The 25,333-nt window shown below is 64.9% G+C and carries 22 protein-coding genes; 6 read left to right on the top strand and 16 right to left on the bottom strand.

All coding sequences use genetic code 11. From position 1 onward, the window contains the following. Positions 1-201: 201 nt before the first annotated feature. Positions 202-3,561 carry a hybrid sensor histidine kinase/response regulator gene (locus ACVOKO_RS17435; RefSeq protein WP_346500283.1) on the top strand — a complete coding sequence of 1,120 codons (3,360 nt, stop codon included), beginning with the start codon at positions 202-204 and terminating at the stop codon, positions 3,559-3,561. A 123-nt stretch (positions 3,562-3,684) separates the two neighbouring features. Here ACVOKO_RS17435 and ACVOKO_RS17440 read toward each other — a convergent pair whose 3' ends face one another. After that, the gene (locus ACVOKO_RS17440) at positions 3,685-4,005 is read right to left on the bottom strand and encodes an ArsR/SmtB family transcription factor (protein WP_430980810.1); all 321 of its coding nucleotides are present in this window, start codon (positions 4,003-4,005) and stop codon (positions 3,685-3,687) included. A gap of 82 nt (positions 4,006-4,087) precedes the next feature. On the opposite strand from ACVOKO_RS17440, the gene ACVOKO_RS17445 reads away from it, so the two are divergent. Genes ACVOKO_RS17445 through ACVOKO_RS17455 form a run of 3 tightly spaced genes read left to right on the top strand, consistent with a single transcriptional unit; the run spans position 4,088 to position 5,816 of the window. After that, the gene (locus tag ACVOKO_RS17445; RefSeq protein ID WP_346500287.1) at positions 4,088-4,978 is read left to right on the top strand and encodes an MBL fold metallo-hydrolase; all 891 of its coding nucleotides are present in this window, start codon (positions 4,088-4,090) and stop codon (positions 4,976-4,978) included. After that, entirely contained in the window at positions 4,975-5,388 is a 414-nt protein-coding gene (locus ACVOKO_RS17450; protein ID WP_346500289.1) for a YeeE/YedE family protein, read from the top strand. Before ACVOKO_RS17445 ends, ACVOKO_RS17450 begins: the two co-directional genes overlap by 4 nt. Next, positions 5,385-5,816 (top strand): DUF6691 family protein, encoded by a 432-nt coding sequence (locus ACVOKO_RS17455; RefSeq protein WP_346500292.1) that lies wholly within the window; start codon positions 5,385-5,387, stop codon positions 5,814-5,816. Before ACVOKO_RS17450 ends, ACVOKO_RS17455 begins: the two co-directional genes overlap by 4 nt. Positions 5,817-6,176: 360 nt before the next feature. Here the strand turns inward: ACVOKO_RS17455 and ACVOKO_RS17460 are convergent, their stop codons facing one another. Together ACVOKO_RS17460 and ACVOKO_RS17465 are read right to left on the bottom strand one after the other, a co-directional pair. Next, complete coding sequence (locus ACVOKO_RS17460) at positions 6,177-6,839, bottom strand: response regulator transcription factor (RefSeq protein ID WP_062168673.1); 663 nt, start codon at positions 6,837-6,839, stop codon at positions 6,177-6,179. 348 nt (positions 6,840-7,187) lie between these two features. Then, the gene (locus ACVOKO_RS17465) at positions 7,188-7,985 is read right to left on the bottom strand and encodes a 3-hydroxybutyrate dehydrogenase (RefSeq protein ID WP_346500295.1); all 798 of its coding nucleotides are present in this window, start codon (positions 7,983-7,985) and stop codon (positions 7,188-7,190) included. A 211-nt stretch (positions 7,986-8,196) separates the two neighbouring features. On the opposite strand from ACVOKO_RS17465, the gene ACVOKO_RS17470 reads away from it, so the two are divergent. Together ACVOKO_RS17470 and ACVOKO_RS17475 are read left to right on the top strand one after the other, a co-directional pair. Then, positions 8,197-9,930 carry a 3-hydroxybutyrate oligomer hydrolase family protein gene (locus ACVOKO_RS17470; protein ID WP_346500297.1) on the top strand — a complete coding sequence of 578 codons (1,734 nt, stop codon included), beginning with the start codon at positions 8,197-8,199 and terminating at the stop codon, positions 9,928-9,930. 259 nt (positions 9,931-10,189) lie between these two features. Beyond that, positions 10,190-10,789: a HutD/Ves family protein gene (locus ACVOKO_RS17475; protein ID WP_346500299.1), complete on the top strand. Its 600-nt coding sequence runs from the start codon at positions 10,190-10,192 to the stop codon at positions 10,787-10,789. Positions 10,790-11,006: 217 nt separating this feature from the next. Here ACVOKO_RS17475 and ACVOKO_RS17480 read toward each other — a convergent pair whose 3' ends face one another. The 13 genes from ACVOKO_RS17480 to ACVOKO_RS17540 form a co-directional block, all read right to left on the bottom strand. Further along, complete coding sequence (locus ACVOKO_RS17480; RefSeq protein WP_346500301.1) at positions 11,007-12,617, bottom strand: sulfite reductase subunit alpha; 1,611 nt, start codon at positions 12,615-12,617, stop codon at positions 11,007-11,009. Continuing rightward, positions 12,614-13,588 carry an FAD:protein FMN transferase gene (locus ACVOKO_RS17485; RefSeq protein ID WP_346500303.1) on the bottom strand — a complete coding sequence of 325 codons (975 nt, stop codon included), beginning with the start codon at positions 13,586-13,588 and terminating at the stop codon, positions 12,614-12,616. The genes ACVOKO_RS17480 and ACVOKO_RS17485 overlap by 4 nt, the downstream gene beginning before the upstream one ends. 340 nt (positions 13,589-13,928) lie before the next feature. Further along, a complete protein-coding gene (locus tag ACVOKO_RS17490; protein WP_346500305.1) occupies positions 13,929-14,735 on the bottom strand; it encodes a DUF4198 domain-containing protein in 807 nt (268 codons plus the stop codon). 25 nt (positions 14,736-14,760) lie between these two features. Then, on the bottom strand, positions 14,761-15,282 hold the full coding sequence (locus ACVOKO_RS17495) for a DUF2271 domain-containing protein (RefSeq protein ID WP_346500307.1): 522 nt from the start codon (positions 15,280-15,282) through the stop codon (positions 14,761-14,763). Between the two features lie 25 nt (positions 15,283-15,307). Next, positions 15,308-15,952: a PepSY-associated TM helix domain-containing protein gene (locus ACVOKO_RS17500; RefSeq protein WP_346500309.1), complete on the bottom strand. Its 645-nt coding sequence runs from the start codon at positions 15,950-15,952 to the stop codon at positions 15,308-15,310. Positions 15,953-16,269: 317 nt separating this feature from the next. Continuing rightward, positions 16,270-18,684 (bottom strand): TonB-dependent receptor domain-containing protein, encoded by a 2,415-nt coding sequence (locus ACVOKO_RS17505; RefSeq protein WP_346500311.1) that lies wholly within the window; start codon positions 18,682-18,684, stop codon positions 16,270-16,272. Positions 18,685-18,799: 115 nt separating this feature from the next. Beyond that, positions 18,800-19,213 (bottom strand): hypothetical protein, encoded by a 414-nt coding sequence (locus ACVOKO_RS17510; protein WP_346500313.1) that lies wholly within the window; start codon positions 19,211-19,213, stop codon positions 18,800-18,802. 350 nt (positions 19,214-19,563) lie between these two features. Beyond that, positions 19,564-20,241 (bottom strand): Fe2+-dependent dioxygenase, encoded by a 678-nt coding sequence (locus ACVOKO_RS17515; protein ID WP_346500315.1) that lies wholly within the window; start codon positions 20,239-20,241, stop codon positions 19,564-19,566. A gap of 21 nt (positions 20,242-20,262) precedes the next feature. Then, positions 20,263-20,970 (bottom strand): tetratricopeptide repeat protein, encoded by a 708-nt coding sequence (locus ACVOKO_RS17520; protein WP_346500317.1) that lies wholly within the window; start codon positions 20,968-20,970, stop codon positions 20,263-20,265. A 142-nt stretch (positions 20,971-21,112) separates the two neighbouring features. Further along, positions 21,113-23,404: a TonB-dependent receptor gene (locus tag ACVOKO_RS17525; protein WP_346500320.1), complete on the bottom strand. Its 2,292-nt coding sequence runs from the start codon at positions 23,402-23,404 to the stop codon at positions 21,113-21,115. A 125-nt stretch (positions 23,405-23,529) separates the two neighbouring features. Then, positions 23,530-23,970 carry a hypothetical protein gene (locus ACVOKO_RS17530; RefSeq protein ID WP_346500322.1) on the bottom strand — a complete coding sequence of 147 codons (441 nt, stop codon included), beginning with the start codon at positions 23,968-23,970 and terminating at the stop codon, positions 23,530-23,532. Positions 23,971-24,226: 256 nt separating this feature from the next. Continuing rightward, positions 24,227-24,559, bottom strand: coding sequence for a non-heme iron oxygenase ferredoxin subunit (locus ACVOKO_RS17535; protein WP_346500324.1), 333 nt, complete (start codon positions 24,557-24,559; stop codon positions 24,227-24,229). Continuing rightward, entirely contained in the window at positions 24,556-25,092 is a 537-nt protein-coding gene (locus tag ACVOKO_RS17540) for a GNAT family N-acetyltransferase (RefSeq protein WP_346500326.1), read from the bottom strand. The genes ACVOKO_RS17535 and ACVOKO_RS17540 overlap by 4 nt, the downstream gene beginning before the upstream one ends. Positions 25,093-25,333: the final 241 nt, after the last annotated feature.

The raw sequence follows: 25,333 nt of genomic DNA on the forward strand, positions 1-25,333 counted from the left end.
CCCTCACCCCAACCCCTCTCCCGGAGGGAGAGGGGCTTCAAGCAAGGGCCTCAAGCAAGGGCCTCAAGCAGAGCCCCCAAGCAAGGGCATCAAGCAAGGGCCTCAAGCAAGGGCCTCAAGCAAGGCATTCAAGTCATGCACTGCTTCATCCTTCCCGCTTAACTCCGTATCCTGCCAAGCAGCTTCTGGGAAACGCATTCCATGTTGAGTCTGGTGACGGTGGCGCTGGCGGGTCTGGCCTGGCTGGCCCTGATGTTTGGCGTGGCCATCTACGGTGAGCGCCGGCCTACCGCATTCGCGCGGCATTGGCGGCATATCTACACCTTGTCGCTGGCGGTGCACTGCACTTCGTGGACGTTCTACGGCACCGTTACCCAGGCCGCGCGCCATGGTTGGCCGCTGCCGCCCACCTTTGTCGGTGCGATCCTTTTCTACGCGCTGGCGATCGGCGTGATGATGCGGCTGGTACGGCTGGCGCGCGAAACCAATGCCACCTCGCTCGCCGATCTGATTGCCGCGCGGCTGGGGCGTGATGCCTGGTTGGCGGCGACGGTGACGCTGGTGACGGTGCTGGGCCTGATTCCGTATATCGCGCTGCAGCTCAAAGCGGTGGCGATGAGCTTCAGCATGATCACCTCGCGCGCGGTGGACGCCGGGCAGGGTGGGTCGATCTGGCATGACAGTGCCTTGTATGTGGCGTTGGCGATGGCCTTGTTCGCGATGCTGTTTGGTGCGCGTCGCGCCGATGCCTCCGAGCACAATCGCGGGCTGGTGCTGGCGATGGCTGCCGAGTCGGTGTTCAAGCTCGGCGCGATGCTGGCGCTGGGTGTATTCGTCTGGTTTGGCCTGAAGGGAGTTCCTGCCGCGCTGCCGGCGCCGGTCAATGCGCAGGAAGGCGGCTTCATCCCGCTGGTGATCCTCGGTGGTCTGGCGATGTTCCTGCTGCCCCATCAGTTCCATGTTGGCGTGGTCGAGTGCCGCGATCCGGCCGATGTGCGCACCGCGCGCTGGTTGTTCCCGTTGTACCTGTTGCTGATCGCATTGCCTATCCTGCCGTTGGCGCGCGCTGGCACGCAGTTGCTGGGTAACAGCGTCCCGTCGGATATGTATACGTTGGCGCTGCCGTTCGCCGCAGGCCATGAAGGTGTGGCCTTGTTCGCCTTCCTCGGCGGCCTCAGCGCGGCCACCGGCATGGTGGTGGTGAGTACGCTGACCTTGAGCCTGATGATCGGCAACCACTGGTTCGCGCCCGGCTTGTTGCGCAGTGCCTGGGCACGTGCCGGCGGCGGCGATCACCGCCGCGAGCTGGTCTGGCTGCGGCGCGCAGGTATCTGCGTGATCATGCTGATGGCCTGGGGCTATAGCCGGTTGATTGGTGGCGGCAATGTGCTGGCCGATATCGGCGCGGTGTCGTTTTCGGCAATGGCCACGCTGGTGCCGGTGCTGGCCTTTGCCATCTGGCGGCCGCAGACGCCACCGCGTGCGGCCATCGCCGGTGTGCTGGCCGGCTTCGCGACCTGGGCCTGGGTGCTGCTGCTGCCTTCGTTGCTGGAAAGCGGCGGGCGTACACCGGCATGGCTGCTGCAGGGCCCGTTCGGGTGGCAGTGGCTTGCACCGCAGGGCTTGTTTGGCCTGACCGGCTGGACGCCGTTGGGGCGCGCAGTAGGCGCCAGCCTGTTTGTCGGCACCGCGGTGACGTTGTTGGCGATGGCCTGGCGGCGCGATACGCCAGACCGTATCAGCCGCAATCTTGATGCCGATACCCTGCGCGACGCCGGCCGTCGCTTCCTGCCTTATGAGCGGGTGCAGCGCTTGCTGGCCGACGCGCCGCGCAGTGGCGCGGTTCCAGCGGCGATCGAGGCCAGTGTTGAACGTGAGTTGTCGGCGGTGCTCGGCGCCGCCTCCGCGCGCCTGCTGCTGGACGCGGCGCGGCGCGAGGGCAATGAGTTGGCAACGGTGGCGGCCATCGTCAGCGAGGCCTCGCAGGATCTGCGTTTCAGCCAACAGGTGCTGCAGGCGGCGCTGCAGAACATGAGCCAGGGCATCAGCGTGATCGACCGCGAGCAGCGGCTGGTGGCGTGGAACCGGCCGTATGCGCGCATGTTTGGATTCCCCGATGAGCTGCTGCAGGTGGGCCGCCCGATCATCGATCTGACCCGCTGGGCATTGCAGGCAATGCCCGCACGCGGCGGCGACGAGCGTGCCGTGGACCGGCGCCTGGCGTTCATGCGCGCCGGTACGCCGCATTTGACCGAACGCGTATTCCCCGATGGCAGCATCGTCGAGATCCGCGGCAATCCAATGCCTGGCGGCGGCTTTGTAGCCACCTTCACCGATGTCACCGAGTTCCGCCGCAGCGAGCGCGAGCTCAAGCGCAGCAACGAAACCCTGGAGCAGCGCGTGGGCGATCGTACTGCCTTGCTGGAGTCGGCCAAGCGCGAGGCGGAGCGCGCCAACGATGCCAAGAGCCGCTTTCTGGCGGCGGTCGGCCACGATCTGTTGCAGCCGCTGCATGCCGCGCATCTGTTCACCGATACGCTGGCGCAGCAGGTGGAATCCAGCCAGCAGCAACAAACGGTGGTGCAGATCCGCGGTGCACTGGATTCAACGACTGACCTGTTGACGGGTTTGTTTGATATGTCGAGGTTGGAAGCCGGTGGTCTGGTGCCACAGCCGCGCGATCTGCCGTTGGCCGAAGTGCTGGATCCGTTGGTTTCCGAGTTCCGCGCCTTGGCCACCGCACGCGGGCTGGAGTTCCACTACGTGCCTACCCGCGCCTGGGTCAACAGCGACCCGCAGTTGCTGCGCCGGGTACTGCAGAATTTCCTCGCCAACGCGGTGCGCTATACCCATGCGGGCGGCGTGTTGCTGGGCGTGCGCCGTGATGGTCAGCGCCTGCGCGTGGAAGTGCATGACACCGGCCCGGGCATCGCCAAGCAGGAACAGCAGCGCATATTCGAGGAGTTCCGGCGTGGCGAGGAGAGCAGCGGGCAAGGGCTCGGTCTTGGGCTGGCAATTGCCGACCGCATTGCCGGCCTGCTGCATGCGCCGCTGCGCCTGCGCAGCGAGAAAGGGCGGGGCACGGTGTTCTCGGTGTCACTGCAGCTTGCGGTGTCGGCGCAGGTAGCGGTGGCGCCATGGCTGCGCAGTGCGGCAACGTCGGGCGGTGTGCCGGTGCTGGTGGTCGACAACGATCCGGTTGCCTTGCAGGGCCTGGCCGGCCTGTTGCGTGGCTGGGGCTACCACGTGGCCGAAGCCTCCGGCGAAGCACAGGCGGTGGCGGCATTGCAGGCCTTGCCGGCGAGCCTGTGGCTGTTCGACTACAACCTGGATGACGGTGATACCGGCACTGCTCTGCAGCTGCGGCTGAGCGAACGTTTCGGCGCGCGACCAACCCTGATCCTCAGTGCCGACGACGGCCTGGCTACGCGCCGGGAGGTGTTGGAGCAGGGACTGACGCTGCTGCACAAGCCGGTGCGTCCGTTGGCGCTGAAGTCGATTCTTGATCGGCTATTGGCGGCCGATGCGTTGAGGCCAGGCGCGGGGCGGCGGGAGTCTTAGGCGCCGCATTTTCTCCACGTAGCCCGGGTAAGTGCGGCGCACCCGGGAGAACCTTGCGATATTCCCGGGTGCGCTGCGCTTACCCGGGCTACAGGCCCTACGCGCTTTATCGCAGCCTGAAGGTTAGTTGCTAGCGTTCCCGCAATAAGCCGCATGCAAGGCCTGCATCACGCCCATTGCAGGGCTGTCGGCCAGTGCATAGAAAATGCTTTGTGCTTCGCGGCGAGTGCTGACCAGCTCGGCTTCGCGCATCACCGCCAGGTGCTGTGACAGCGCCGACATCGACAGGCCTACCTGCGCCTGCAGTTCGCCTACCGAAGCCTCGCCCTCCACCAACCGGCACAGCACGCGTAGCCGCGCCGGGTGGGCCAACGATTTGAGCAGCTGCGCGGCTTGTTCAGCGTGCGCCTGCATTTGTTCCATATCCATGTCTGAAGCTGGCATCAGGGGCTTGCGTTCCGGGCTTGTGCTTTACGGATGACTAGTTTAATTTAGAAAAAGCTAAATTAAAAGCAAGGCCCTCTCAATGAGCCAGACGCAGATCTCATCGCCGGTGGTCGAGCCGTTCTACGACAAGGACACCGGCACCTTCAGTTATGTGGTCTATGACCAGATCGGCGGCATGGCCGTCATCATCGATCCGGTGCTGGATTACGAGCCGGCCGGCGCACGCATCAGCACCGTGTCAGCGGATGCGCTGCTGGCATTCGTGCGCAGCAAGCTGTTGACGGTGGCCTGGATTCTGGAAACCCATGCGCACGCGGATCATCTCAGCGCGGCAGGCTATCTGGCCGATCAACTGCAGGCGCCGGTGGCCATTGGCCGCGGCATCGTGCAGGTGCAGCAGCACTTCAAGGCCGTGTTTGGCCTGGGCGATGCGTTCGTTGCCGATGGCAGCCAGTTCGACCGCTTGTTCGAGGATGCGGACAGCTTCAACGTCGGTGGATTGACTGCACGGGTGATCGCCACGCCTGGGCATACCGATGACAGCCTGACCTATGTGATCGGTGATGCGGCGTTCGTCGGTGACACCGTGTTTGCCGCAGATACCGGCACCGCGCGTTGCGACTTCCCCGGCGGCGATGCGCATCGCCTGTACGCGTCGATCCAGCGCATCCTGGCCTTGCCGGCCGGGACGCGCATCTACCTGTGCCACGACTACCCGGGCAATCGCCGCGAAGCACAGGCACTGAGCTCCATCGACGAGCAGAAGCAGCACAATCTGCATCTCAAGGGCGGTGCCGACGAGGCCAGCTTCGTACAGATGCGCGAGCAGCGTGACGCAACGCTGCCGGTACCGAAGCTGATCCTGCCGGCATTGCAGGTGAATATCCGCGGCGGGCGCTTGCCCGAGCCCGATGCCAACGGCGTGCGCTACTTGCGCTTGCCACTGGACCAGATCGGGAAACCGCAATGACCGGCTGGATGCTGGCCTTGGCCGGTGGCGTGTTGATCGGCTTGGCCGCCACGCTGTTGCTATGGCTGACCGGGCGTATTGCCGGCATCAGCGGCATTGTTGGCGGAGTGCTGATGCCGCGCAGCGGTGACGTGGCCTGGCGCGGCGCGTTCCTGATCGGCCTGATTGGCGCCGGTGCCGCGTATCTGTGGCTGGTGCCGGGCGCTTACACACCGCGCCAGGGCTTTCCGCCCGTGCTGCTGGTTGCAGCGGGGCTGCTGGTGGGTTTTGGCACGCGCATGGGCAATGGCTGCACCAGCGGCCACGGCGTCTGTGGCTTGGGGCGCTTGTCCGTGCGTTCGTTCGCTGCCGTGCTGACCTTCATGGCGACGGCGGTTCTGACCACCTACATCGTCAGGCACGTGGCATGAGTACGTCGCGTATCACCTGGGCGGCACTGGTTTCCGGCGCGCTGTTCGGCCTTGGCCTGGCGTTGTCGGGCATGACAGATCCGCAGCGCATCCTCGGTTTCCTCGATGTATTCGGCGATTTCGATCCGGCCCTGCTGTTCGTGCTGGGTGGCGCCGTCGGCACAACGATGTTGCTGTTCCGTTTCGTGCTGCGACGGCCGGCGCCGGTATTTGCCGAGCGTTTCCAGATCTCGGATCTGCGCCGCATCGACCGGTCATTGCTGATGGGTGCGGCCTTGTTCGGCATCGGCTGGGGACTGGCTGGTTACTGCCCGGGCCCGGCGCTGGTCGGCCTGGGCGTGATGTCGCCGGAGGCGCTGTGGTTTGTGCCGGCAATGCTGGCGGGCATGTTGCTGCACAAGGCAACCCATCGGAGCGGCGGCTTGTAGGAGCGGCGTAAGCCGCGAAGCTGGAAATGGCTCCGACATCGGAGCCAATGCAATCAGGAGTGCGTGGGATTGGTTTGGCCGGACCGGGTGGTGTACCAGCTTCGCGGCTGACGCCGCTCCTACAAACCTACGGCCGGGTCACACCGCTTGGCGCGCTGGATCGCACAGCTTCAGCTCGGGCATTGCTGCGCAAGCTGGTTGGCAGAGGAACACTGTGGGAGCGGCGTGAGCCGCGAAACGGGTATCAGCTCCGGCACCGGAACAACTGCAATCAGGGGTGCGTGTGGTTGAACAGGCCGCGAGTTGCCAGTTCGATAGCTTCGCGGTTTACACCGCTCCCACAAGAATCAAAAGCGGTGGTCACACCGCCTGGCGTGCTGGATCGCTCAGTTCCAGTTCGCGCAGTACCACGCTGGCCTGGGTGCGGTTGCGAACCCCGAGGCGTTCGAAGATGGCCGATAGATGGGCCTTGACGGTGCGCTCCTGCACATCCAGGCGGTCGGCGATCTGCTTGTTGAGCAGGCCTTCGGCAACCAGCGCCAATACCCGGAACTGCTGCGGCGACAGACTGGCCAGGCGCGCGGCCAGTTCGCTGTCGTGGCTGGAGGACTGCGCCCGCGATACCGCCGCGCGCAGCGATGCCGGCAGCCATTGCTCGCAGGCCATGACGCTGCGGATTGCTTCGCGCAGCTCATTCAAACCCGAACTCTTGGGCAGGTAGCCGGCGGCACCGTGGTCTAGCGCACGCCGCACCACGCGTGGATCGTCATTGGCCGAGACCACGATCACAGCCACGCCAGGGTGTTGTGCGCGGATAGCGGCCAGTCCTGCCAAACCGTGATTGCCGGGCATATGCAGGTCGAGCAGGATAAGGTCGGTGTCCGGAGCTGCATCCAGCGCCGCCAGCACGCCTTCCAGCGATTCGGCCTCACGCACCTGCAGTTCGCTGACGGCCTCGCTGGCCGCCTGCCGCAGGGCAGCGCGGAACAAGGGGTGATCGTCGGCAATCAACAGACTGGGCATCAGGCCAGGAACCAGTGGTGGGAAAACAGCAAACAGTAGAGGCGCAGGGGCGGCCAAAAGCAAGGAGCAAGGAGCAAGGAGCAAGGAGTGAGGAGTGAGGAGTGAGGAGTGAGGAGTGAGGAGTGAGGAGTGAGGAGTGAGGAGTGAGGAGTGAGGAGCGAGGAGCGAGGAGTGTGGAGTGTGGAGCGAGGAGTGTGGAGCGAGGAGTGTGGAGCGAGGAGTGTGGAGCGAGGAGTGTGGAGCGAGGAGTGTGGAGCGGAACTGGAGCCGGCTCTGCTCTACCGTTACTCGCTCCTCACTCCTCGCTCCACACTCCTGGCTCCCAGCTCCCAGCTCCCCGCTACTGCTTCACTGCGCTGTCCAGCCACCGTCCATCGGCATCGCTGCGCCGGTGAGGTTGTGCGACTCGCGGCGGCACAGCCAGACCACCATCGCGCCGATGTCTTCGGGCAGCGACATGCGCAGGCTGGGCTGCTTTTCTTCCAGCAGGGCGCGGACGCCGTCATCGCGGCTGCCGCCATTGCGGTGCGCCTGGATCTGCGGCTCGATCAAGGGCGTCTCAACCCAGCCCGGGCAGACGCAGTTGACGGTGACGCCACCGCTCTCACGGTTGCCGGCAGCGGCGTATTCCAACGCCGCTACCTTGCTCAGGCCGACGATGCCGAACTTGCTGGCCACGTACGGGGCCTTGTTCTTCGAGGCGACCAGGCCATGCACCGAGGCGATATTGACCACCCGGCCGTAGCCGCGCTCGGCCATGCCCGGCAGCGCATGCTGCATGGTGTGGAAGGCAGCGCTGAGGTTGATGGCGATGATGTCGTCCCACTTCTGCGGCGGCTGTTCGGCCAGCGGCGCGGCGTGCTGGATGCCGGCGCAGTTCACCAGGACGTCGATGTTGCCCCAGGCCTGCACGGCTTCGAGCATGTGGGCGATCTGGTCGGGCTTGCGCAGGTCGGCATCGAAGTGCCGCGCCTCGCTGCCGGTGTCGGTGACGCTGGCCAGCGCCGCATCGATCTGCTCGGGCGTGCCCAGGCCGTTGATGGCCACGCGGGCGCCGGCGTTGGCCAATGCCTGCGCGATGGCCAGGCCGATGCCGGAGGTACTGCCGGTCACCAATGCGGTGCGGCCTTGCAGGAAGCGGTCCATGGGGGGACTCCGATGCTATGGGGGATGGTGGAAACGTAGCAGCAGCAGCGCTAAAAGCGTGTGGTACTTAAGTACGATGAGCCGGCCGTGGTTGCTCTGCTAGGGTGCGTCCATGAGCCAATCCCTATTGCGCGCCGCCTGCGGCCTATTTGTCGGACTGAGCCTGGCCTCCTGTGCCAGCGGCCCAGCGTCCAAGCCCGTGGAGTCTTCCATGTTCAGCAACGAACTCCGCAGCGAACACCGTGGCAGTGATGACCTGCTTACCGCCGGGCTGGGCCTGGCCGGCCTGCGCAGCATGGCGCCACCGGCCTTTGCCGATGCCAGCGCACCGACCGTGGATGAGCTGCGCCGTCGCGCGATGTGGGGTAGCTGGCGCGGCATTGCCGACCTCGCTCCGGGCGGTGGTTACGGCGAACTGTTCGGCAGCCTGCAGAGTGTGCCCGGCCGCGAGTATGCGGCGTTCGCACGCCTGCCCGGTGCCAAGCAGCCGCATCGCGTGCTGGCGCAGATTCCGGACAACTTTGATACCGCCAAGCGCTGTGTGCTGGTCGCACCGGCATCGGGGTCGCGTGGCATCTACGGCGCGGTGTCGGTCGCCGCTGCCTGGGGCCTGCCCAAGGGCTGTGCGGTGGTCTATACCGACAAGGGCGCCGGCAGCGACTACTACGATCTGAACGCGCAGATGGGTGTGCGTGCCAACGGCAGCATCGGTGCCTTGGGTGAAGTCAGCGACCTTGCGTTCGTGCCGGATGCGCCGGTCAATGCAGCGGGTGTCGCCTTCAAACATGCGCATTCCAAGGACAACCCGGAAGCCGACTGGGGGCGCCACGTAAAACAGGCGGCCGAGTTCGCGCTGTTGGCCCTGGCACAGGCCTATCCGCAGGCGGCTCCTTTTACGTTCGAGAACACCCGCATCATTGCCGTGGGCATCTCCAATGGCGGCGGCGCGGTGCTGCGTGCGGCCGAGTTGGAAGGTGACTGGCTGGATGCCGTGGTAGCCGGTGAACCCAGCATCTATTCCAGCGGCGCCGGTGCACGTGCGCTCTACGATTACAGCACCGAGGCGGCGTTGTTGATGCCGTGCGCGCAGCTGCACATGAGCAACCTGCCGCAGCCGCCGATGACTGCCGCGCTGCAGGCCGGTGCCGCCGTGCGTTGTGCAACTTTGGCAGCGGAGGGTGTGATCGGTGGTGCGACACCGGCAGCGCAGGCCAAGACGGCCTACGAGCTGATGCTCAGCAAGGGCTGGACCGACGAATCGCTGCGTGCTGGCGCCTTGTCCACCGGCTTTGATCTGTGGCGCGCGATCTCGGCAACGTATGCCTCGGCCTATGGCCGCTATGGCGTTGGCGAGCATCCCTGCGGCTTCAACTTCGCCGCACAGAATCCGGACTTCTCGCCGCGCGCGGCAAGCGCCATTGAGCGTGCTGCGTGGATCTCCGACGGCAGTGGCATTCCGCCGGGTGCCGGCGTTGGCCTGCTAGACAGCAAGGTGGCCTTGCCGGACCTGACCTATGCAGGGCTCAAGTGCCTGCGTGGTCTTTGGGACGGGCAGGGTGAAGACGCCAGGCGCGTACAGGCGGGTATCCAGGCCACGCATGCTGGTTTGCCGCGCAAGGGGCTGCCGGTGATGGTGGTACACGGTGCCGACGATGGCCTGATTCCACCGGCTTTCAGCAGCGCACCGTATGCGGCGGCGGCCAAGGCGGCCGGCCGTGAGGTGAGCTATTGGAAGGTGCGCAATGTGCAGCACTTCGATGGTTTCCTCGGCCTGCCGGATTACGGCTCGCGCTACCTGCCGCTGCTGCCGTATGTGTATGAGGCCCTGGATCGGGTGCAGGCACGCCTGGACAAGGGCACGGCCTTGCCGGCTGATGCAGTGATTGCGACCACGCCGCGTGGGGGTAAGCCGTTGACGGCTGAGAACCTGGCGATGCCGAAGTAAACGCTTCTGCCCCCTCCCTTGTGCGAAGCGCACGGGGCGCTTGAGCCCCCTCCCTTTGCCGAAGGCAAGGGGAGGGTTGGGGAGGGGTTGGTTTTGCTCCACGCTGTTGGTTCTGTGGCTTCGCGGCTTACGCCGCTCCTACAGCGAGCAGATGCAATGTGATTGCAGAGGTCTCCGCCGCTTGGTTGTGGTGAGCTTCGCGGCTTACGCCGCTCCCACAAAAAAGCAGTTGCATGCACGCTGATGGCATCATTGGCCAATGCATACCTTGAACTCTCCTTCCCGGGTCATACCGGCTGCTCTCTACCAGCGCGAGCGCTGGCGTAATGGCCTGGGTTGGACGCGCGAAATCCTGCGTCTGCCCGAGCAGGGCGACTGGCAGCTGCGCCTGTCCATTGCCGAGATCGAGCAGGATGCGGCTTTCTCCGCATTCCCAGGTGTTGAACGCGAGCTGGTATTGCTGCAGGGCGAAGGCCTGCGCCTGCGCTTCGCTGATGGCCGCTGCGAAACCTTGCTGCCGCCGTATCAGCGGTTGCGGTTTGCCGGTGAGGCGGAGCTGGTTGGCGAGTTGGTGGATGGGGTGACCCAGGACTTCAATCTGATGTGGCGCCGTGATGCCTTGCAAGCCGAACTGCTGCATCGGCCGCTGGTTGGCAACATGTTGTTCTTCACCGAGCCACAGGCCGCATGGGCCATCCATCTATTGGCCGGCCATGCTGAGTTCGAGGGTGGTGTGCTGCCGGCGATGTCGGCCGGCGATACCGCATGGCTTGGCGCCGGTGAGCGGCAACGCTATACGCTCAGCGGCGGCGGTGAGGTGTTGGCGATAAAGGTGATGCCGGTTGTGGGAGCGGCGTAAGCCGCGAAGCCAGATAGCCAACAGCGCAAAGCTTCACCTGTAGTGCCGAGCCATGCTCAGCATGGGTATTACCGGGAACGCTTCTGCCGAGCATGGCTCGGCACTACGGTTGGGATTGTTTGTAAGGCTTCTGCCGAGCATGGCTCGGCACTACCGATGGGATTGTTTGTAGGGCCTCTGCCGAGCATGGCTCGGCACTACCGGTTGGTTGCGATGGTCAGTAGACGTCGCGACGATAGCGGCCGGCGATACGTAGGGCCTGATGTGCGTCGGCACCAATCGCATCGATGATGACCTTGTCCACCGCCGGGGCCATGCCTTGCAGGCTGCCGCAGACCAGCAGGGTGGCGCCATCGTCCAGCCATTGTCGCAGCACCTCGCTGTGCGCAGCCAATGCGTCCTGCACGTAATGGTAGGCGCCATCATCGCGACTGAAGACCGTATCCAATCGCTCGATTCCACCCTCGCGCTGCCATTGCCGCAGCTCGTCGCCGAAATGGAAGTCGTGCGCCACGTTGCGCTCGCCGAACAGCAACCAGTTGCGGCGCGCGCCTGCATCGATACGGGCGCGTAGATGCGCGCGCAGGCCGGCGATGCCGGTGCCGTTGCCGATCAGAACCAGCGGCGCATCGTTGCCGGGTGGATGGAAATTGCTGTTGCTACGCAGACGCAGATCAATGCTGTCGCCGGGCTGGGTGTAATCGCAGAGCCAGCCGCTGGCCAGGCCAGGACTGCCATCGGGGCGTAGCTGCCGGCGCAGCATCAGCTGCAGGCTGCCCTCCGTTGGCATCGATGCGATCGAGTATTCGCGGTGTGGCAAGGGTTTGAGGCTGGCGGCCAGGGCGTCGACATCCCGGGTTTCGCAGTTGTCGGGCAGGTGCGAAACGGCCAGGGCATCGCGCAGCATGCGGCCATCGGCCAGCACGCTTGCTGGATCAACGTCGTGCGCCTGCAGCCATTGCGTCACCGCGGCAGCGGATTGGCGCGGGCCGATCTCGGCGATGTCGCCGGCCTGCCAGGTAGGCAGCTTGCCGTCCGCCGGTTGCAGCTGCAGGTGGAATACCTTGCCGCCGATGCTGCCGGGGTTGAGAACTTCGCGCTTGCGCAACAGCCAGGATTGATAGGCCGGCACGCTCCAATCACTTGCCTCCGTGCTTGAGCCGCCGAGCTGGCCCAGCAGCTGCTGCCAATGGCGCAGCGCTTCGGCGTCGGCATTGTCGACGTCCACGGTGTCAAACAGCGGCTGCGCACCGTGCGCACGCAGCCAGTGATCGAGTTGATGGCCGAACGCGCAGTACTGGTCGTAGGTTTTGTCACCCAGCGCCAGCACCGCGTATTGCAGCTGCGGCAGCTTCAGCGGCTGCGGCATTACCCGGCTCAGGAAGGCGAGGGCGTGATCGGGCGGATCGCCTTCGCCGGTGGTGCTGACGATGAACAAGGCCTGGCGACTGCTGTCGAGCAGTGCCGCATCCACCTGGTCGATAGCGCGCAGACGGGTTTTGTGGCCGGCAGCACGCAGCTGTGCCGCCGTGCGCTGCGCCAGTTGCTGGGCAAAGCCGGTCTGGCTGGCCCACACCACCAGGATGGGCGGTTCCTTGCTGTCACCGACCTCATCGTCGCGTTGGCGGGTACACCACCACAGGGCGAAACAGGCAGCTGCGTAGATCGCCAACGCTGTCAGGGCCATCCACCACTGTGGCGCCAGCGGCGGCGCCGGCCACCAGCGTTCGCCCAGGTGCAGGCGCAGTAGCAGCAGGGCGATCAGCAACAGGCCCAGGCCAACGGCGAGGTTGCCCAGCAGTGCGCGCGTGGAGCTGTTGCGGTTCATTGCGTGCTGGCGTCCAGGTAACGCTGGAAGGCGGGCGTCATGGTTTCGATCAGGCCATTGCTGCTGCGGGTGATGAAGCGTGCAGCCAAGTCATGGCTGTTGGCAAAGGCCAGACCTTGCTCGGCGCCCATCACGGTCAATGCGGTGGCCCAAGCATCGGCAAGCATGGCATCGCGGGCGATCACGCTGACTGCGGCGGCGGCATGGCTGACCGGCGCGTGGCTGCGCGGGTCCAGGGTGTGGCTGTAGGACACGCCATTGCGTTCAAACTGGTGCCAACGATCGCCGGAGGTGGCTACCGCAAGATCATCCAATGCCAATACGCGCGGCGGATATTCGGCGCCGGCATCTTCTTCCGGAGCGGATTCAACCAGCACGCGCCAGGGTTGGCCATCGGGTTTCAGACCATAGCCGTGCAGTTCGCCGCCTACTTCGACAAGCGCGGCGGTGATGCCGATACGACGCAGCCAGCGGCTGACCAGATCCACGCCGTAGCCCTTGGCGATGGCCGACAAGTCCAGCTGCAGGCCGCCCGGTTGCAGGGCGCTTTGCGTTTGGGGATCCAGCTGCAGTTTCTGCCAGCCGCAGCGTGCGGCGACTTCGGCCAAGCGCGTGGGATCGGGAACGGCCTGCGCGGCGGCATCGGCGCCGAAACCCCACAGCGCGACCAAGGGGGCGATGCTGGGATCGAAGGCGCCTGCACTGCGTTCGGCAATATCGCGCGCGGCGCTGAGCACGCTCCAGAAATCATCGGGTAATGCATGCCAGCTGTTGGCGGCGGCACGGTTGTAACGACTGATATCCGAGCCGGCTTCCCAGGTACTCATCTGCGCGACCACGCGGTCCAGTTCGGCCTGGATGCCAGCATGCAGCGGGTGCAGGTCACGGCTGCGCACAACGACCAGCTTGACGCTCCAGCTGGTGCCCATGGTGTGGCCGCCAAGAGCGGCGATGTCGGAGTTGGAGGACATCGGAAATGATCGGCTAGGCGGTGTTGCTTCTCCCGCGAGCGGGAGAAGGTGCCCCGAAGGGGCGGATGAGGGGAAGCTTTTGCTTCTTTCGACCGACGGCAGACTTCAGGAGCCCGACTCCGGCCTTGCCCTCACCCCAACCCCTCTCCCGCAGGCGGGAGAGGGGCTATGAGCGCATGAGCTTCGGAGTGCTTCTTCTCCCGTTTACGGGAGAAGGTGCCCCGAAGGGGCGGATGAGGGGGAGCTTTTGCTTGTTAAGGCCGACAGCCGACTTCAACTGCGCTGCTTCGGCTTTACCCTCACCCCAACCCCTCTCCCGGCGGGAGAGGGGCTTTGAGCATTACTGCGGCAGCACTTCCAGCGTGCCTACGTAGCTCAGGCGGCGGACGCTGGCTTGCGGGATCGAGGTCTTGTTGTCCTCGGTGCCGGTTTCCAGCCAGTACATGCCAGCCTGCGGCCAGGTCACCGAGAACTCGCCATTGGCGTCGGTGGTGACCTTGATCTCTTCCTGGGCGTTGCGGTAACGGGTGCCACCGCGGGTGATCTCGACTTCCAGACCCGCATGCGGCTTGCCGTCGACCAGCAGCTTGAACTTGGCCTGCTCACCGGCGAACAGATCATTCGGGTGACCCACTGCAACCAGCTCCATGCCCTTGCCGGTCGGCTGCAGCGCGGTGTCGTTCGGCTTGCCGTTGGTGACGAAGGTTTCGATGCGGCCGGCGGTCTCGGAGACCTTCAGGTCCTTGGCGTCCTTCGGCACTTCGGTGGCGAAGGTGGCGGCGTTGCCGCGCCAGCGCTTGGGCTTGCCGTCTTCCTGCCAGTTGGCCGACAGGCCGGCATTGACGGTGGCCAGGCGGTAGGTGCCCTGCTGGGTCAGCTCGACATCGAACACGCTGCGGTACTTGCCGGTGGCCGCGTTCTGCGGCTGCACGGTGCTGCCGTCCGGTGCGGTGATCACCAGGTTGTCCAGGCGCAGCGGCACGTGGTTGAAATAGAACAGGTCGTTGGACACGGCCGCATCCACCGTGATCCACGGGTTGGTACCGGCAATAACGGTCTGCGACGGCTGCAGCCAGGCCTTGTGGGCGGCGGCGGAGAAGGGCAGCGCGGCGGCAATGGTGGCAGCAAGCAGGAGGGAACGCTTCATCGGTTGGCTCCGTTGGTAATGGGGATCAGGGTTTGACGGCAAGGGTGACGGCGCCGAGTTCGGTGCTGCCTTGGGCACTGCCGTTCTGGGCGGCACGGGCCGGCCAGCTGAAGGGAATCTTGACCAGCTCGCGGCCACCGACTTCACGTGCGGCTTCCACCACCAGCGTGTACTGGCCGGCGGGCAGGGCGCGCAGCTGCGGCTGACGATCGTTGAAACTGAGCTGGTGCTTGCCGACCGGACGGGTCGGGCCGGTCACGCCATCCACCGGCACCTGCAGGGTGCGGCCGCTTTTGCGCCACCACTGGCGCAGGTCCGGCAGCCACTTGGTGCCATGGCCTTCGGCGGTGTCCTTGAGCTGGTACCAGACCGACAGATTGGCGGCGACCTGCTGGTCGGCACCTTCGATCCACACCGCCACATACGGGCGGTGGTACTCGGCCACGTTGAGCTTGGGCACTTCGACGTTGACGTCGAGGCTGGCGGCGTAGGCGGCAGGAGCGGTAGCGATCAGGCCACTCAGGGCGATGGTCAGGGTGACGCGCATGGTGCGACTCCGGGAAGGGCGACGGTCAATGGATGAGGAGCAGGGCGATCAGCAGCGGGATCAGCAAACCCAGGCCGACCAGCGGCCAGGTCATGCGCCGCTGCCGCGCATGCAGATGCAACAGGAACAGGCCGGTGATGCAGAACACCAGACAGGCCACCGCGAACACGTCGAGGAACCAGCCCCAGCCCGGACCGGCGTTGCGGCCCTTGTGCAGATCGTTGAAATACGAAACCCAGCCGCGACGGGTTTTTTCAAACTCCAGCGCACCGGTTTCGCGGTCGATGCTCAACCAGGCATCGCTGCCGGGGCCGGGCATGGACAGGTAGATTTCTTCCGGCGACCACTCGGCCTCGCGGCTGCCGATGGACACCTCCAGACGGTTGGACAACCAGTCGGAAACGCGGGCGGGCAGCGGTGCATTGCCGTCCTGGCGATCACCCAGCGCCTTGAGTACAGGTGCTGGCAGTTCCAGCTGCAGGTTCTGCACCTGCGGCTTGGCTTCGATCTTGGACGCGTGGTTCAAGGTGATGCCGGTGAGAGAGAACAGCAGCATGCCGATCAGGCACACCGCCGAGCTGATCCAGTGCCACTGATGCAAGGTGCGCAACCAGAACCCACGGTTGGCTTGGTGTTGCACGGTAGTGGCGGCGCTGCGGTCTGCGGACACGGGGATCAGGGGTGTTGAAGGATGACGATTAGAGCACTAATGAGAATGATTCGCAATTTGTGCTGTGCTATGCCCCCTCCCTTTGCCGGAGGCAAGGGGAGGGCCGGGGAGGGGTAGCTTTTGATCTGGCTGTTGCTTGGGTTCTGGATCTAGGCCTGAAGCTGGAAGCAAGATCAAAAGCTACCCCTCCCCAACCCTCCCCTTCACTGCGTGAAAGGGAGGGAGCGGTGTTGCTTGTGCTGGAAACGTTTGTGGGGCTGCGGCGTTGACAGGCGGGTGGGCAAGCGCTCAGCGCTGCCCGTGCCCAGCTACACCAATCAGAACTTCGCGTTCAACGACAGCCAGTAGCTGCGGCGCTGTTCCTTCACTGCATAGTCGTCGACGCAGCTGTACTCGCTCGGCGAGCTCAGGATGCAGGACTGCGAGACGAAATCCTTGTCGAACAGGTTGTTGACGCGCGCGTTGACGGTGAGCCAGTCGTTGAGCTTCCAGCTGCCGCCCAGGTGGAAGGTGGTGTAGTCCTCGTAATAACGCACGGTCGAGTTGCTGACGCCGCCCACGTTGGACACCAGCGTGTCGCGGTAACGGTCGTAGCGGCCTTCGCCGATCAGGCTCAGGCTGATGGCGTCGTTGAGCTGCCAGTTGAGGCTGGCATTGGCCATGTGCTTGGCCGGGTTGCCGGCAATCGGCCGGCCCTTGGTGGCGCCGCTGGTCTGCTCGCTCTTGGTGTAGGTGTAGTTGCCGCGCAGCTGCAGGTTGTCCAGCAGGTCCACATGGCTGGCCAGCTCAACGCCGCGGGTTTCGGCCTTGTCCAGGTTCACGCTCTGGCTGAAAACGCTGTAACCCAACGCTGCCCAGCCCGGGCCCACGTCCACACAGTAACCGCTGTTGGCCGGGGCCACTTCGCAGTTGGCGAAGCTGCCGCCGCTGGCGATCTTGTCGTCGAAGCGGTTGAGGAAGGCGGTGGCGTTGAAGCCCCAGCGGCCGCCATCGTAATAGGTGGCGATTTCGTAGTTGGTGCTGGTTTCCGGCTTCAGGTTGGGCGAGCCCACCATCGGGATCACACCCTGGCCGCCGAAACCGGTCACACCGGGGAACAGCTGGTCCGGGCGCGGGGTTTTGTAGCCGGTGCTGATGCCACCCTTGACGGTCCACGCATCGCTGGCATTCCACACCAGGTAGGCACGCGGGCTGACATGGCTGCCGAAGATGTTGTGGTCGTCGTAACGCAGGCCGAAGGTGGCGGTGAGCGCGTCGGTCAGCGCCCAGTTGTCTTCGGCAAATACCGACCAGGTGCGGTGCTTCTGCTTGACGTTGTCGCGGTAGCCGTTGCCGTCCATGCCGAACACGCCGTCGGTCATGTCGGTGTTGTTGTACTGGCCGCCGACGGTGACCTTGTGCGCGCCGAAACTCAGGTCAAGCATGGTGTCCAGCACCAGTGCGTCCAGTTCCATGGTGCGCAGTGGGCGCGGCAGGAAGGCCTGCAGGCGTGCGCGTTCGGCGTCATTGAGCACCGACAGGTTGCCGCTGGCCATGTTGCAGTTGGCGGCCTGGCCGCGGCGACGGCAGACATCGTTCCAAAGGGTCTGCAGGTCGGCGCGTTCGTCCAGGGTCAATGGCAGCGAGCGGCCCAGGTTGTTGCTCTGGGTGCGCGACAGGCTGGTCTGCCAGGTGCCGAAGTCGTAGCGGCCCTGGTGGGTCAGCGAGAGCTGGTCCAGCTCATAGCGCTGGTAGGCGGTATAACCAACGCGCGGCTGCACCACGCGACGGGTGGTGGTGCCACCGTTGCCATTGGGAATGGTCGCCACGCCGCTGCGCCATAGGCTTTCGGCGCTGTCCAAGGTGCCGGTCTGGCCCTTGCTGTTGTCGTACTTCTGGCGCGAGACGTCGTAGTCCAGCCACAGGTCGTGGTTTTCGCTGGCCTTGAAGTTCAGGCGGATGCCGCTGTTCCAGTTGGTGTTGGCCACGGCCTTGCCGCCGCCGCCAAAGCCGAGCGCACGTTCCCACTGGCTGCCATCGGGCAGCGGCAGCGAATCCCATTCCGGGCGCGATTCGTCGATGTCATACCAGCTGCCGCGCACGGTCATGCCCAGACGATCCTTGATCAGCGGGCCGCTCAGGTACAGGTCGGTAGTGCGGGCATCGCCGAAAGCATCTTCCTGCTGCACGGTGAAACCCTGCGTCACCGAGCCGTGCCATTCGTTCTGGTTGCGACGGGTGATGATGTTGATCACCCCGCCCATGGCGTCGGCGCCGTACAGGGTCGACATCGGGCCGCGCACCACTTCGATGCGTTCCACTGCATCCAATGGCGGCATGTAGGCGAACTGGCCGCCGCCGAAGTTGTTCGGGTACAGATTGCCGACGTTGCTCTGGCGGCGGCCATCGATCAGTACCAGCGTGTATTCGGACGGCATGCCACGCATGGAGATGGTAGCGCGGCCGTTCTTGTCGGTGGTTTCCATGCCGACGTCGATGCCTTCAACGTCGCGCAGCGCATCAACAAGGCTGGTGTAGGGGCGCAGTGCCAGTTCTTCGCGGCTGACCACGCTGATGCTGGCTGGCGCGTCGGTGATCTTCTGCTCGAAACCGCTGGCGGTGACGACCACCTTGTCCAGCGTGGTGGGCGCGCCGCTGCCGTTGGCATGGGCGCTGGCGCTGAGGGCGCCGAGCACGGCGAGGCTGAGCAGTTGGCGGGAAACGGACACACGGCGACGCTGGCACAGGGCCATGGGAATACCTCGAACAAGGGAATGCAGGCTGCAGCCGTCTACACCGCAAACGCGGGCGCAGGCAGGGACGGGCTGGAAAGGAAGGGGTGTAACGCGAGCGCCTGGGCGCGGAGCATCAGCTCAACGGGGGCGCTTGCCCGCGCTGCTGGCGCGGGCTGGCCAAGGCATGGCCGATGACCGGCTCGGATACCGGGATGACCACACGGGCCGTGCTGGGCTCGCTGGCTGCAGGCAGTAGCTGCCTGGCATTGGGCAAAGGCGGAATGGCGCGTGCTGCGCGCAGCTGGCTTGCCTTGCGAAGTTTGGCTGGGCTTTCTTCTTCAAGGTGGCGCTCGCCACCCTGACGCTCTTCGGCAGGCGCCGATGCATTGCTGTTTTCCGCAACGCCGAGCCGGGCCAGCGGGGAGCCGCTGTGGCAGAGCGAGGCCAGCAGCGACAACAACAGCAACAGACACAAGGCCAACGGGCGCAGACTGACAACGCCGGATGCGGCGGTGCTGTATGCGTGTTTGCGCTGTGGTTGCTGCATGCGTATCCCCGGATTGCGGACGCGGCCAACAGGGCCGATGTGCGCGGTGCGGCATTGTAGATACGATTCGTTAACTTTTGCAAATGAGAATTGATAGCAACATGACAATTATCAGTCCGCTGCCGTTGGCTGATGCGCGCGCCGCGCTGTCAGTGGCGTTGATTCGTTGGAGCTGTCCGGTGCGCGTGGCAAAGGAAGGCCGCGGCTTTTGTAGCCCGGGTAAGCGCAGCGCACCCGGGGGCAGGGATCGGCCGGATTCTTGGATTCTCCGCGAACAGCCCCGGGTGCGCTGGGCTTACCCGGGCTACTGGACTACGCAGCTACTGCGATGACGATGGGACCGGCAACGCTCAGGTCTGCGCCCATTGCCGCAGCAGGTTGTGATAGATCCCGGTCAGGCTGACCAGTGAGGGGTGCTGCGGGCAGTCCAGGGTGAGTTGCTGGATGGAAGTGTCCATTTCCCACAGCAGGCGCCGGTGGGCTTCGTCACGCACCATGCTCTGCACCCAGAAGAACGACGCCAGGCGCGCGCCGCGGGTCACCGGCTGCACCTTGTGCAGGCTGCTGGAGGGGTAGACCACCAGGTCACCGGCTGGCAGCTTCACCTCGTGCTCGCCATAGGTGTCACTGATGATCAGTTCGCCGCCTTCGTATTCTTCCGGCTCGCACAGGAACAGGGTGCACGACACATCCGAGCGCAGCTGCTCGCCCTGGCCCAGGTTCATCACCGCGCCATCGACATGGAAGCCGTAGTTGCCGCCACCGCTGTAACGGTTGAAGCGCGGTGGCAGGTACTTCAGTGGCAGCGCGGCGCTGAAGAAGGAAGGGTTGCTGGCCAGCGCCAGCAGTACGGTTTCTCCCAGTTCACGGCGCAGCGGCGAGTTTTCCGGCAACTGCTCGTTGCGCTTGGCATGGGTGCCGAGATGGCCAACGGTCTCGCGGCCATCGGTCCAGTCAGCCGCATCCAGTTTCTGGCGAAAAAGGGCGACCTGTTCGAGGCTGAGTACGTTGGGGATATGCAGCAGCATGGGAGTTCCTCGGGGCCTGGCTCAGGCTACCAGTGCGCGGATCTGCGGATGGGGAGAGGCGGCCAGTTCCGGCACGATATTCGCCATGAACGCCGGGCTGCCGTTGGCCAATGCCAAGCGCAGCCACTGCACGGCGGGCTCGATCTGGCCTTGTTGCAGCAGGATGGAAGCGAGGTTGGCCTGGCCGCGGAAATCACCGGCCTCGGCCGAGCGTTGATACCAGGCCAGGGCGGCCTGCGGATCGCGTTCGATATCCAGCCCGTCTTCCAGGTGGCGCGCCAGCAGGTTCATCGATTTGGCATGGCCCATGTGGGCAGCCTGCGTATACAGTGCCAGCGCCTTGGGCCGGTCCTGCGCCACGCCACGGCCGGTGGCGAGCAGGTTGGCATGGTTGTACATGCCCCAGTCCAGTCCGGCTTCGGCGGCATTGCGGTACCAGACCGCAGCCAACGAGGCATCCGGCGTGCAGCCCTGGCCCAGTTCATGGCAGCGGCCAAGCATGTTCATCGCCAGTGCGCTGCCGTTGTTGGCGGCGGTTTCGTACCAGAGCAGGGCGGCCTGCTCGTCGCGCGCCACGCCTTTGCCTTCGATGTATAGCTGGGCCAGCAGCAGCTGTGCATCCAGCTGGCCACCCAGTGCAGCCTCACGTATCTGCGCGAACGTGCCTTGCGGGTCGTTCAACAGTTGCTGCGCCAGTACATCGGCATCGCTTGGAAAGGAGTTGGACATCGTCTTGCCTGTGCCCGGCTTTGTTCGGCGTTTGATCGCTGATGGTAGCCATTGCGGGGGATTGCCGTCGCCTGTCGCGGCAGCGGCGGAAAGCAAAACGGCGGCAGGTTTGCACCTGCCGCCGTTGCTGGTCATGCCTGGATCAGAACTTGACGTTCAGTGCCAGCGTGGCCGCGCGACCCGGGGCGATGCTCGCGTAATGCGAGGCGTAGGCCTTGGTGAAATAGGTCTTGTCGGTCAGGTTCTGCACGTTCAACTGCAGGCTGATGTTGTCCTGGATGGCGTAACCGATCATGGCGTCCCAACGGGTGTAGCTCGGCACCCACTTGGTGTTGGCGGCATCGCCGTACTGCTTGTCGACATAGCTTGCACCACCACCGACGGTCAGGCCGAACGGGAACACATAGGTGGTCCATAGCGTGGCGGCATGCTTGGGGGTGTTCGGGAACATGTTGCCGTTGTTCGGCGAGACGATGTACTGGCCTGCCGGGCAGGGCTGGCCGCGCGGTACGGTGACACCGCAGACAAAGCCGTTGTCCTTCAGCTCCGAATCCATGTAGGTATAGCCGCCGGCGACATTCCAGTTGTCGGTGATCTGACCATTGATGCCGATCTCGACGCCATTGATCGCCTTCTTGCCCGCGTTCTGGGTAGTGCCGGTGTCGATGACGACGCGGGCATTGCTCATCTCGGTGTGGAAGATGGCGGCGGTCAGGTTCAAGCGCTTGTCGAGCAGGTCCCACTTGGTGCCCAGCTCGTAGTTCTTGGTTTCCTGCGGCTTGAGGTTTTCGATGGCGGCGCTGATCGAGTCGTTGCCCTCACCGCTGTCCATGCCCGGCGGGGTCGAGGAGGTGCCGTAGGACAGGTAGATGCTGCCGTTGGCGGTCGGCTTGAACACTACGCCAGCCTGGTAGTTCAGGAAGCCGTCGCTGTTGTTGAGCACGGTCGGCGCCTTGTTCAGGACCGGGGTGACCTGCTCGGTGTCGTAGTCGTCCCAGCGCAGGCCGAGGTTGACCAGCCACTTTTCGCTCAGCTCGATGGTATCGAAGGCGTAGACCGACTTGGTCTTGGTGGTCTGGTCGATATCCAGCGCCTTGTCGCTGCGGGTGACCGGGTGGGTGGCCGACCACGGATCCTTCGGGTTCGGGTTGTAGAAATCGGTGCAGTTGTAGCCGGTCGCTGCGCCGGTGGTCTTGCACACCTGGTTGTTGCCGATCGGGTTGTTGGTGCCGGCACCGCCGATCACGTAGCTGCCCTTGCTGCTCTTTTCTTCGCTGTACTCAACGCCAGCGCTGTAGCTGTGCTTCAGACCGCCGGTCTGGAACGCACCGGTCAGGCTCAGCTGGTCGGCAAAGGTCTTGGTGTCGATGGCACGGTTGTTGGTACGGCGCCACAAGGTGCCATACAGGTTCGGGTTGTTCTTGCTGTCGTCCGGCTGGGTCCACAGGTAGTCATTGCTGGTGTTGCCCAGGCGCGCGATGTTGCGCAGCTTGTGCTCGCCGAAGGAGTAGCTGGCATCCAGGGTGCTGATGTCGGCACGGGTGCGCTGGAAGTCCCGGTCAATCAGCCCGTAGTAGTTGTTGCGGTTGGGCACGATCGGCGCACCGACGGTGGTCTTGGTGGCCGGGTCGCCATACGGGAAGCCGCCGGCATCGGGCAGATCGTCGGTTTCCAGGTGGTAATGGCTGGCGATCAGCTGCAGCGGGCCGTTCAGGCCGAAGGCGATGGACGGTGCGATACCCCAGCGGCTGACATTGGCAGCGTCGCGGCCGGCGATGTCGGATTCGTGCTTGAGCAGGTTCAGGCGGGCGGCGATGCCGTCGCCCAGCACGTAGTTGGCATCAACCGTGCCACGCGCATAGCTGTCGGTGCCGATGCCCATGCTGGCACTGGTTTCATTCTTCAGCTTCGGGGTCTTGCTGACCAGGTTGATGCTGCCGCCGCCGGAGTCACGGCCGCCGTAGGCCGAGCTCGGGCCCTTGACCACTTCCAGCTGCTCCAGGTCGAACACTTCGCGGGTCTGCGTACCAACGTCGCGCAGGCCATCGACGAACATGTTGCTCTGGCCATCGAAGCCACGCAGGAACGGGCGGTCACCGGTGGAGTTGCCGCCTTCGCCGGCACCGAAAGTGATGCCCGGAACCATGCGCAATGCGTCGACCAGGTTGGTGGCACCGATTTCCTGGATGGTCTTCTCGGTGACCACGGACACCGACTTCGGCGTATCCAGCAGTTCGGCGGTGAACTTGGGCGAGGACGGCGCGAACCAGCTGCCGCGTACCTGTACCTGATCCAGATCGGTGGCCTTGTTCCTGGCCGAGTCGGCGTCTGCGTCGGCGGCCAGTGCGGTCAGCGGCGAGAAGCCGGCGGCCAGTGTGGCAGTGGCGAGCATGGTGGCGCGCGGTGCGTACTTGCGGGTCTTGATATGGGTCATGGACGGGTATATCCGGGAGAAAAGGACGAGTTGAACCTGACGGGCCGAAGGGCGCCGCGGGTGTCTAGATGGAAAGCGGGATATCGACGGCGACGCGCTGTTGCGCGGGGATCGCCGGAGGCTGCTTAGATGGCGCGCGCGCGGGGCGGGGCGTGGCCGGGATTGAGCAGCAGATAGGGCGCCAGCGGATAGCGCTGGGCGCGCTCCACCGCGTGCTGCAGCAGCGTGTCGCTGGCGGCAGTCATGAAAACGCGGTGGGCGGTAAGCGGAGCAGGCGTGACCGGCGGCGATAGCATCGTTGCCGGGCGCGAGCGGGTGGGGCGGGAGGATTCGCTGCCGGCTTCGCTGATGGCAGCCATCTGCAGCGGCTGCTGCGGGTGGCCCGGTTCAGGCGAAACCAGGCTCTGCGTGTAGCCTTCCACTGCCAGCGGGGCGGCAGCAACCGCCTTGGCCTGCAGGGCCACGGCCCATACCAGCAACATGCCAAACAACAGTGGCAGCCAAAGCAAGCGCTGCCGCACGGAGGCGACAATCAGCGGAGCAGCCTTGGCGGGCGGGTTGGACATGGGGGAGGGTGCGGACCGTTAACATCGCTTTGTCGCGATAGATGCGCATCTTATTGAGAATTGTTTGCGTTTGCAATCCTGATATGAGAGGGACAGCAGGGCATTCAATGGGTACGGATGGGAGGGCTGTTGGTCAGCCCGGGCACGTGTCGGCGGAGGCTGCGGGCCATCGGACGGCTGCGGCACGCCTCCCGATCGCGTCCGTAGCGGGGAAGGCTTGCGCGACTCCCCGCTGTCATGACACCGGGCCTGACACTCAATCGCGGTCGTCGCGCGACCAGATACCGCCGTGTTCGCGCTTGACCGGGAACTTGGGGACGGCAGTGTAGGCCGGGGCGCACAGGGCGCGGCCGTCGCGCACATCGAAACGGGCACCGTGCAGGATGCACTCGATGCTGCCTTCTGCCGCATCCAGCTCGCCGGAGGACAGTTCGAACTCCTCATGCGTGCACTGGTCTTCCAGCGCGTACAGCTCGCCGTCCAGGTTGAACACGACGATGGGGGCACCGGTTACTTCATCGAAGCCGGTCTTCATTTCGCCCGGCAACAGTTCCTCGCTGCTACAGATGAAGGTCCAAGTCTCGCTCATGCGGTGGCCCCGAGCGGCTTTTCCAACACCTCGAACTGCAGGTCGTCGCGCTTGGGTATGCCAAAGCGTTCGTCGCCATACGGGAACGGCTTCTTGATGCCGGTGCGCACATAACCACGGCGTTCGTAGAAGGCGATGAGTTCTTCGCGGCAGTCGATCACCGTCATCTGCATGGTCGGCAGCTGCCATTGCTCGGCGGCATGCTGTTCCGCGCGCTGCATCAGCTGCTTGCCGATGCCGCCGCCTTGGGCGGTGGGGCTGACCGAGAACATGCCGAAGTAGCCGTGGCCGTTTTCATCGGCGACATGGCAACAGGCCTGCAGCTGGCCGTCCTGCTCGGCGAGCAGGATGACGCTGCGCGGGCGGTCGAGGTCGCCCTGGATGCCAGCGGCGTCAATGCGCTGGCCATCGAGGATGTCGGCTTCGGTGGTCCAGCCGACACGCGAGGAGTCGCCGCGGTAGGCGGAGGTGACCAGATCGATCAGGGCCGGGATATCGGCGGCGGTGGCGTTGCGGAAGGTCAGCGTGTTCATGGCATGCATTCTAGCGCTGGGAGCCGGAACGGACGATGGGACGCGTCTGGGGGAGGGGCTGTGCCCCCTCCCTTTCGCGTAGCGAAGGGGAGGGTTGGGGAGGGGTTAGCGCTTCGCCGGCCATGCAGCCGTGGCGTCGCGTCTGTAGTGCCGCGCCAAGCTAGGCAGCAGCTCAAACCGTGAAACCCAGTCCCAGCAAGGCTCGGCACGAACACCCCCCTGACAAATTCTGCCGGCCCCG

The organism is Stenotrophomonas sp. STEN240 (genome assembly GCF_056756175.1).

What these genes read in the sequence shown, in the direction of transcription:
- ACVOKO_RS17480 (WP_346500301.1), bottom strand. Translation starts at nt 12,617, where the DNA reads ATGAACCGCAACAGCTCCACGCGCGCACTGCTGGGCAACCTCGCCGTT.
- ACVOKO_RS17485 (WP_346500303.1), bottom strand. Translation starts at nt 13,588, where the DNA reads ATGTCCTCCAACTCCGACATCGCCGCTCTTGGCGGCCACACCATGGGC.
- ACVOKO_RS17520 (WP_346500317.1), bottom strand. Translation starts at nt 20,970, where the DNA reads ATGTCCAACTCCTTTCCAAGCGATGCCGATGTACTGGCGCAGCAACTG.
- ACVOKO_RS17450 (WP_346500289.1), top strand. Translation starts at nt 4,975, where the DNA reads ATGACCGGCTGGATGCTGGCCTTGGCCGGTGGCGTGTTGATCGGCTTG.
- ACVOKO_RS17510 (WP_346500313.1), bottom strand. Translation starts at nt 19,213, where the DNA reads ATGCAGCAACCACAGCGCAAACACGCATACAGCACCGCCGCATCCGGC.
- ACVOKO_RS17535 (WP_346500324.1), bottom strand. Translation starts at nt 24,559, where the DNA reads ATGAGCGAGACTTGGACCTTCATCTGTAGCAGCGAGGAACTGTTGCCG.
- ACVOKO_RS17540 (WP_346500326.1), bottom strand. Translation starts at nt 25,092, where the DNA reads ATGAACACGCTGACCTTCCGCAACGCCACCGCCGCCGATATCCCGGCC.
- ACVOKO_RS17465 (WP_346500295.1), bottom strand. Translation starts at nt 7,985, where the DNA reads ATGGACCGCTTCCTGCAAGGCCGCACCGCATTGGTGACCGGCAGTACC.
- ACVOKO_RS17445 (WP_346500287.1), top strand. Translation starts at nt 4,088, where the DNA reads ATGAGCCAGACGCAGATCTCATCGCCGGTGGTCGAGCCGTTCTACGAC.
- ACVOKO_RS17495 (WP_346500307.1), bottom strand. Translation starts at nt 15,282, where the DNA reads ATGCGCGTCACCCTGACCATCGCCCTGAGTGGCCTGATCGCTACCGCT.
- ACVOKO_RS17435 (WP_346500283.1), top strand. Translation starts at nt 202, where the DNA reads ATGTTGAGTCTGGTGACGGTGGCGCTGGCGGGTCTGGCCTGGCTGGCC.
- ACVOKO_RS17490 (WP_346500305.1), bottom strand. Translation starts at nt 14,735, where the DNA reads ATGAAGCGTTCCCTCCTGCTTGCTGCCACCATTGCCGCCGCGCTGCCC.
- ACVOKO_RS17505 (WP_346500311.1), bottom strand. Translation starts at nt 18,684, where the DNA reads ATGGCCCTGTGCCAGCGTCGCCGTGTGTCCGTTTCCCGCCAACTGCTC.
- ACVOKO_RS17460 (WP_062168673.1), bottom strand. Translation starts at nt 6,839, where the DNA reads ATGCCCAGTCTGTTGATTGCCGACGATCACCCCTTGTTCCGCGCTGCC.
- ACVOKO_RS17455 (WP_346500292.1), top strand. Translation starts at nt 5,385, where the DNA reads ATGAGTACGTCGCGTATCACCTGGGCGGCACTGGTTTCCGGCGCGCTG.
- ACVOKO_RS17475 (WP_346500299.1), top strand. Translation starts at nt 10,190, where the DNA reads ATGCATACCTTGAACTCTCCTTCCCGGGTCATACCGGCTGCTCTCTAC.
- ACVOKO_RS17515 (WP_346500315.1), bottom strand. Translation starts at nt 20,241, where the DNA reads ATGCTGCTGCATATCCCCAACGTACTCAGCCTCGAACAGGTCGCCCTT.
- ACVOKO_RS17530 (WP_346500322.1), bottom strand. Translation starts at nt 23,970, where the DNA reads ATGTCCAACCCGCCCGCCAAGGCTGCTCCGCTGATTGTCGCCTCCGTG.
- ACVOKO_RS17525 (WP_346500320.1), bottom strand. Translation starts at nt 23,404, where the DNA reads ATGACCCATATCAAGACCCGCAAGTACGCACCGCGCGCCACCATGCTC.
- ACVOKO_RS17470 (WP_346500297.1), top strand. Translation starts at nt 8,197, where the DNA reads ATGTTCAGCAACGAACTCCGCAGCGAACACCGTGGCAGTGATGACCTG.
- ACVOKO_RS17440 (WP_430980810.1), bottom strand. Translation starts at nt 4,005, where the DNA reads ATGCCAGCTTCAGACATGGATATGGAACAAATGCAGGCGCACGCTGAA.